Below are 7,433 nucleotides of genomic sequence, written 5' to 3'. Positions count from 1 at the left end.
CTTATTCTCCTTTGGCTGCTTTAGAGCTTTATGTTAACAAATCTAACTCATAGTTTTCTCCCCTAAAACTCACCGTTTCTCGGGTCAGAAGTCATAAAAAAAATAACACGGACAAATTGAATTTGTCCGGACAAATTATCCAGCAGCTCATAACATACTGGTTATTACACTGTTACAAGCACCAGGACAAACAAGCCGGACAAATTCAATTTGTCCGTGTTTTATTTTTCAACCGAAAACCGGATATAGGTTCTATCATCGAAGCTCTTATTGCCCTCTACGATACCCTTGGTGGCGATAAAGGAATGGATGTTCTGAGGGTCGTTGGCGATTTGCTCTGCCAATGATGCCTCGCTCGCTGACAGAGTAGGCTTCAGGAAAGGATAGCCATCGCTAGCCAATACTACTTCATTAGGCGATGAAACAGGCTTCGTTTGCTCTTGAAAGTATGTTTCAATGCTACTTGAAACAGGCTTCATTTTTAACGCTACAACCTTCACTCCCTCCCGATAGATAGGAAATCCATCGATAACCGTATAGGTCTGGTTCTGTCCGGAAAGCATCGCCTCGATCAATAATGGCTCTATCTGCTTTCTAGCCTCAGCAGGCGAAAGGCCCTGCTCTATCAGCTCTACCCTCTTTCTGGCAATCTCCTGCTCATAAGGCTTGCCGTTCTCATAAAGCTTTCCATCGATGATGGCCTGGCAATCGCCCACCATCCAGACTTCATTCCTTGTCCGGCTATAAAGGATAGCCGAGGCGGTAAGCCGCTCTTCCGGATGCTCCATCAACCGCTCTTCCACCCCTAGCTTTTCATACACCTTATTATATATATACGCCGAAACGCCCTGGCAGAAATCATCCACCGAGGCATCCGCTTTCAACTCCTCACGAATATACTCCGAGATAAGCATCATGGCATATCTTCCGTTCTTCATATCGGGATTGAGATGCTTCGGCGTCTTGCTCGTACTGCCATCAATCACTGCGATGAAATCATCGGTAATGACCATTCCATCCTCACAACTCTCCTGGCTCTTCTTTCCCACTATCTTGCTTTCTATTATCTTCATATTCAATGTCTTTATTCGTTTAGCCCCCCAAAGATAATGCTTTTTATCGGAATAAAGCACATCCTTTAAGGAAGTTTTTCATAAAAGCCTTGTTATTCCCAAAGATTACCCCTATCTTTGCAACTGAAAAGTTGTACTCGATAAGTATATTCGCTATGTAGTTCATATATAAATAAATATTATCCCTCTCTTCGTACAAATGAGAATGGTAACGAGTAAGGCAACGTAAAACATCGCCGAGAAATAAAGTAATAAATTAAAGTATTTATGGAAAAGTATTTGTTTTTATGGATATTCATATTAGTACTTTGCTTTTTGATAATATCAAATAAAAGGCTAATATCCAAGTTACGAGTTCCACAGAAAGTACCCAAACTCTTCTATGGATTATTGTTTGCGCTAATAGCAGGAGCTTTGGCTCTCCTATGCTTGGCTATTTTATATATGAGATAAAGAATCTTCTTTTGAAGTAAACACAAAATCCAGCTTATAGCGATAAAGCTATAAACTGGATTTTTCCTTTACTATGTTTCGGTATTCATACATTATAGAAAATAACTTTATAGAAAAGCCGTGGACTTTCTCTGTATTTAATATTGAAACTCTATCACTTACATGCGATAATACAATCCATTCAGCTCTTCCAAGCTGGCAACCTCCCTCGTTTGCCCATTCTCCATATACATCAACCTATCAGATATTCGGTCGATGGCTGCAAAATTATGGTCGGAAACGATAATTCCCTTCGTATTCTTGGCCTCTTTCAGCAAGTCGATTACATGCTCCACAGCCACAGGCGACAAACCCGCAAAAGGCTCATCCAATATCACGAAAGGAACTGGCGACTGAAGGAATATAAAAATTTGGAAATACTTCAAGAGTCCACCCGATAGCTCTCCTACCTTGCAGTCGTAGATGTCTTGTATCAAGACATCCTGTATATCATCCTTATGATAACCTTCCATTCGCAAGATGGTAGAGACTCTCAATCTTCTCGGAATATACTCAAACTGCGGTTGCATCCTCAGCATTCCACTACGAAAAGCCTTATCCGTATAAACCTTACCACCTATCCGCACAAAGGAATGGGCACCACGACGGGTGCCAAAGATGATTTCCAGCATCGTTGACTTGCCACAGCCATTGCGCCCCAGCAAGCCCACGACCTCACCTTGCTTACAATTGATGTAAGCACCTTTCAATATCTCATGGCCGTCTATCTCATAATAAATACTATCAGCCTCTAATACCAAAACCATAGCCATTTCAATAAAAAGTGAATACTCAAACTAAGCGTGGCGGAAATGCCAAACGACGCTGCATAAAGCTTAAGGATGGTCCACGAAGCATTATAATAGAAGAAGAACACCGACTTCTTGAACACCAACTTGCCTATAGCATCCAGCAGCAAGCCCCATATCGTATAGAAATACAAGAAGACCTTGACGGCTTCCTCTATTCCCTTTTCCCTAAAGACGATACAACCTGTCACCAAACCAAACGGTATGGTAACCCACAGCGTGCTCTTGTAGAACGCCCATAGGTAACGGAGTCGTAAGAAAAGTCTGTCTAAGTTCATATTTTCACCTTATATTATATATACTACATAGCCTCCTGCATCATCGCCCTCATCTGCTTGCGAGAGGTGAAGAGCTGAGACTCCACGGTGCGCTTAGACACCTGGAGTTCTTCTGCAATGTCGCCAGCCGTCATGTCGTCGAACAGACTCATGCGATAAACCTTGGCACAGGTTGGCGAAAGCTTGTCCACATTCTGGTTCACGATACGGAGAGTATCGTGATACTCGGCAAGGCGCTCTGCATGACTATGCTGAAGTTCCATCTCATACATCTTGCTTTCCTCCATCTGATGACGAAAGATGCGGCGGCGGAGAACATCCTTCACCTTGTTGGCTGTGATGGTATAGGCAAACGACTTGATAGTTGCCTCGTTAATGATACCCTCAAAGGTTATCATCTTGATGAAAGCATCCTGTACCAAATCCTCAGCCTCCTCGCGGTTACCCAAGCGGGAAGTAGCGAAATTGACGAGTTCGTTCTGATGAACGGTGTAGAAAGCGGCAATGATTTGCGCCTGGTTATTTGTTGTCTGTTCCATAATCGTTTGATAGTTGTTTTGATTTCTGCTGCAAAGGTAGCACAAACCTTCTTAAACAGATGTATCAAACGTACCAATGATATATGTGAAACGTACCAATCTTATTTCGCTACTGATTATCAACTATTTACATCACATAACTTCTTAAGAATACTGCGATGGCAACACGCCGAACATCTCCTTGAAATGCTTGGCAAAGTTCTGCGGAGAGGCGAAACCGGTGCGATAACAAGCCTCAGATACCGTGCATTTCTCCTCTTTCAGGAGCTTCGCCGCCGTCTTCAGTCTCACCGTTCGGATGAAGTCGGCAGGTGTCTGACCCGTCAGTGATTTCATCTTTCGATAGAGACTCATTCTCGACATTACCACATCAGTAGAAAGCGAGTCGATGGTGTATTCCGAGTTGTCGATGTTCTTCTCGATGCAGGCGATTACCTCCTTCAGGAAATCCTCGTCTGGCGAAGAATCGGTCACCGTCTTCGGGTCGAGTGAGATACTGTGCGAGAAATCTCGCTGGCGTTTCTCCTGCTTTTCCAGCAGATTGCTGATACGCGCCAGAAGCACCTCCATATCGAATGGCTTGGCGATATAGGCATCGGCTCCCGCCTTGTAGCCGGCAGCTCTGCCCTCGTCTGTACTCCATGCCGTGAGCAGGATGATTGGGATATGCGAGGTTTCGATGTTCTCCTTGATGCGGCGGCACATATCCGTGCCGTTCATCCTTGGCATCATCACATCACTCACGATGATGTCCGGATTTTCAGCTTCAGCCATCATCGCGCCTTCTATTCCATCTTTCGCCGTCAACACCTTATTATATATACGGCCCAATTCCTGGGAGAGGAAGTGAGAGAAGTCTTCATTATCCTCCACCACCAGCACAGTCTTCTCTATCTTCCGGAAAGTCTGTACCCCCACGGCACCATCCACCACATCAGCCATCACTGGCGATGCGATGCGGTTCTCCTCAGAAGCCTCCTGCTGCACTTCACGCTTCAGATCGGCAGGAATATCCACGATAAACCGGGACCCCTTACCCTCTTCGCTTTCCAGCGAAACCTTGCCTTCGTGCAACTGGATGTATTCATATACCATATTCAGTCCGATACCCGAACCTATCTGTTGCGAGCTGGAATCCTGCTCCGTGCGATAGAAACGTTCGAAGACATGCGCCTGGTCTTCCTTCGGAATGCCGCAGCCCGTATCTTCCACTATGATATGGGCGCATCTTCTGCTATCCAGGATGCATTTCTCCAAACTAACACACACACTGCCCCCTGCCTTCGTAAACTTGAAGGCATTGGAGAGAAGATTGGTCAATATCTTGCCCACCTTGTCCTTGTCGAAATACATAAACAGCCCCTCTGTCTTGTCTTCGAAAGCCAGGCGGATGTTCTTCTGTTCTGCCAGAGGCATAAACTTCATCGTGGTATATTGGATAAACTCATTCAGATTTCCACTCGTCAGATTGAGGCGTTCTCCGTTCATCTCCATCTTGCGGAAGTCGAGAAGCTGGTTTACCAACTGCAGCAGGTCGCCCGCATTCCTGCTTACATCGTTCAGCTGATGGCGGGTTTCGCCATCCGTGGTGCGCTTCAGGATGCTTCCTATAGGCGTGATGATGAGCGTGAGCAAGGTGCGGAACTCATGACTGATGTTGGTGAAGAAGCGATACTTCATCTCCTCCAGTTCCTTGTACTTCTCGTTCTCCATACGCTTGCGGTTCTGCTCCATTTTCCAGCGGTATCCCCATGTCAGGATGGCGATAAAGAACAGAAGATAGATGAGCTTCGCCCACCAGGTGGCCCACAGAGGTGGCAGCACTTCTATCTTGAGCGTAGCAGGTTGCTTGCACCAAACCTTGTCGAGACCTGCAGAATACACCTCCAGCTCATAGCTACCCGGAGCCAGATCGGTGAAGTTGGCTCTACCCACTCCATCCTGCGGATTAATCTCTATCCATCTGTCGCTCATACCCTTGAGCCTATATTGATAATAGGTATGCGAAGGCATATCGAAGTTCAAGCCCGAGAAGAGGATGGTGATGAAGTTCTCGTGATGTTTCAATACCAGTTTTTCTGTTGCCGATAAGGCTGAAGTCAGGATGGTTCTGCCATCTACCTCCTTGCCCGGCGATACCTCCTGGTTGTTCACCCAGAGAGAAGTGAAGATAGGGTGACCTGTGTATTTCATTTCCTTCACATCAGCAGGATTCACGATGTAATATCCATCCTGCGTACCGAAGAACAGGTTGCCCCCAGCCAGATGTCCCACCGACATCCAGCCGAAGTTGCTCTTTCCCAATTTGTTCTGGCTATCGAATACCATCAGCTTCTGTTCTCCATCCTGTAGGCGCTGGAACCGGCAAAGCCCGTTAGGTGTTGTAGCCCAAACATCGCCATAGCCGTCTTCTATCAGACCATTGATCATCTCGTTAGGCATTCCCTCCGCCTTTCCGAAGAAGCGAGAGGACTTATCCTTGGGATTGATGACGAAAAGCCCGTTGAGCGTACCTACCCATATCCAGCCCTGACGGTCGATGAGCAATGCCTTGCAAGGTCCGTTAAGCTTCACCTGCGTAGCCTCATCCTTCACCAGGTCCTTGGGGAAGAGAGTACGCCGGGTGGCTGGCGAATATACGAACAAGCCCTGGGTGGCAACCACCCAGATGCGATGCAGCTTATCTTCCTTGAAATCGTTAACCACCTTATATTTCTCCAATGCCTTATTTCCTAAAGGCACGATTCGCCTGTTCTGCTCATCAAAGCATCCGATACCGCCATGGTAATTTACCCAGATGCGATGCGCATGATCTTCCAGGAATCCACGCACAATATCATAGTTGATATCCTTGGTTGGAATACCGCCCTGCATGATATGGTGGATAATACCCTTTTCTCGCAAGAACAAGCCCTGGCGGAAAGTTCCCGCCCAAAGTCTGCCCTTGCTATCCATCATGCTCCGGATATAATCGGAGCCACCCAAAGAGATAGGAGAAGCCTGAAGACTCAGAGCATTCAAGGCAAACAAGCCTTTATCAGAAGATAGCAACGGCAAGCCATTCGGCAAATCGTTGATGCGATAGCCGTTCATCTTCAGACCCATGGCTACAAAAGGGAAATAGGCAAACTGCTGCATGTTGGGATGATGGAGACAGAGTCCCTTGCTCCATAATCCGAGCAGCAGATTACCTCTACTACAGGCGATGCCCTGGATATCATCTATCAAGGTCTCGCCATCCAAGGTATGAATTTCAGAAAGAAGAGAGGTTTTGCCATTGGGAGCGATGGTCAGAAGACCTGCCTGTCGGATGCTGGCATACGCCGTTCCATCTTCTGCAATACTGAGCACAACCAACGCTGCCGCTTCATTCTCATACCGATGCAGCCAATGATGGGTGGCAGTCGAAGAAGGCTGATAGGAAGCCACGCCGTGGTTCCACATCAGCCAAAGCTGATGCTTGTTCTGTGCAAACTGCATGAAGTCGCGTACAGGCACCTCTCCCAGCCAAACCCGCTCGGAAGAAATCGTCTTGGTCATGGATGCATTCATTCCCTTCACCCAGCCATCTGCATAAAGGAACCAGTGGTTTCCATTGAAGTTGCAGACATCACGCAATCCTCCGGTTCTTATCTTTATCTGTCGGCATTGATTTTCAGCTTCTCCCAATTCAGACGCTTTCACCATCAGCATCTTTCCCGATGCAGTGACAAACCAAAGATTCTTCGCCGAATCGATGAAGAAATCACGAACTCTCTCCCTGATGCCCATCGAAGCCAGCAGCCCCTTGACATCCCGCACGTAAGCATCCTTCGTCAAATCAAACACGAGAATCTTTCCCAGTTCCTTGATCCATACCCGCTGTCGGGCATCCACATACGCCGTGGATAACGCCGATACATAATCAGCAGCATACCCCTCATCGCCCATCGGAGGAACCGAATGGAAGGTGCAGCCATCGAAAAAGGAAAGACTGGAGGATGTTCGCACGCCCAACCTTCCGTCAGAAGTCCAGAAAAGTGCCTTCACCTCATCATCCGGCAAGCCTTGGCTCGTATTGATGAGGCGAAAAGAAGATTGGGCGCTAGTCAGGAGATGGCTAACGAAAAATACTATGAATATAATGTATAGACGCAATGCTTTCATCTTGTCGTTATTATTGTTTTTATCTTTAAGATGGCAAAAGGATATACACCCTTTTGCTGAATAGAACGCTGCAAAGATAATGGTTTTCCCAAACTA

General features: G+C 46.7%; 5 protein-coding genes. All 5 read right to left on the bottom strand.

Features of this window, described 5'->3' with window-relative positions; genetic code table 11:
* Positions 1 to 221: 221 nt before the first annotated feature.
* The 5 genes from DXD25_RS10380 to DXD25_RS10360 all read right to left on the bottom strand — a co-directional run bounded on the left by DXD25_RS10380 (position 222) and on the right by DXD25_RS10360 (position 7,337).
* Positions 222 to 1,073 (bottom strand): hypothetical protein, encoded by an 852-nt coding sequence (locus DXD25_RS10380; RefSeq protein WP_117663440.1) that lies wholly within the window; start codon positions 1,071 to 1,073, stop codon positions 222 to 224.
* A gap of 611 nt (positions 1,074 to 1,684) precedes the next feature.
* A complete protein-coding gene (locus DXD25_RS10375; protein WP_158556328.1) occupies positions 1,685 to 2,332 on the bottom strand; it encodes an ATP-binding cassette domain-containing protein in 648 nt (215 codons plus the stop codon).
* Positions 2,317 to 2,652, bottom strand: a complete 336-nt coding sequence (locus DXD25_RS10370; RefSeq protein ID WP_117663436.1) for a hypothetical protein — start codon at positions 2,650 to 2,652, stop codon at positions 2,317 to 2,319. The genes DXD25_RS10375 and DXD25_RS10370 overlap by 16 nt, the downstream gene beginning before the upstream one ends.
* 23 nt (positions 2,653 to 2,675) lie before the next feature.
* The gene (locus DXD25_RS10365; RefSeq protein ID WP_117663435.1) at positions 2,676 to 3,191 is read right to left on the bottom strand and encodes an RNA polymerase sigma factor; all 516 of its coding nucleotides are present in this window, start codon (positions 3,189 to 3,191) and stop codon (positions 2,676 to 2,678) included.
* Positions 3,192 to 3,335: 144 nt separating this feature from the next.
* Positions 3,336 to 7,337 (bottom strand): ATP-binding protein, encoded by a 4,002-nt coding sequence (locus DXD25_RS10360; protein WP_117663434.1) that lies wholly within the window; start codon positions 7,335 to 7,337, stop codon positions 3,336 to 3,338.
* Between the last annotated feature and the right edge of the window lie 96 nt (positions 7,338 to 7,433).

The sequence above is a fragment of the Prevotella sp. TF12-30 genome (genome assembly GCF_003436715.1).
In the GTDB taxonomy this organism is placed as follows: Bacteria; Bacteroidota; Bacteroidia; order Bacteroidales; family Bacteroidaceae; genus Prevotella; species Prevotella copri_A.
This window is presented reverse-complemented; position numbering and strand designations above follow the sequence as displayed.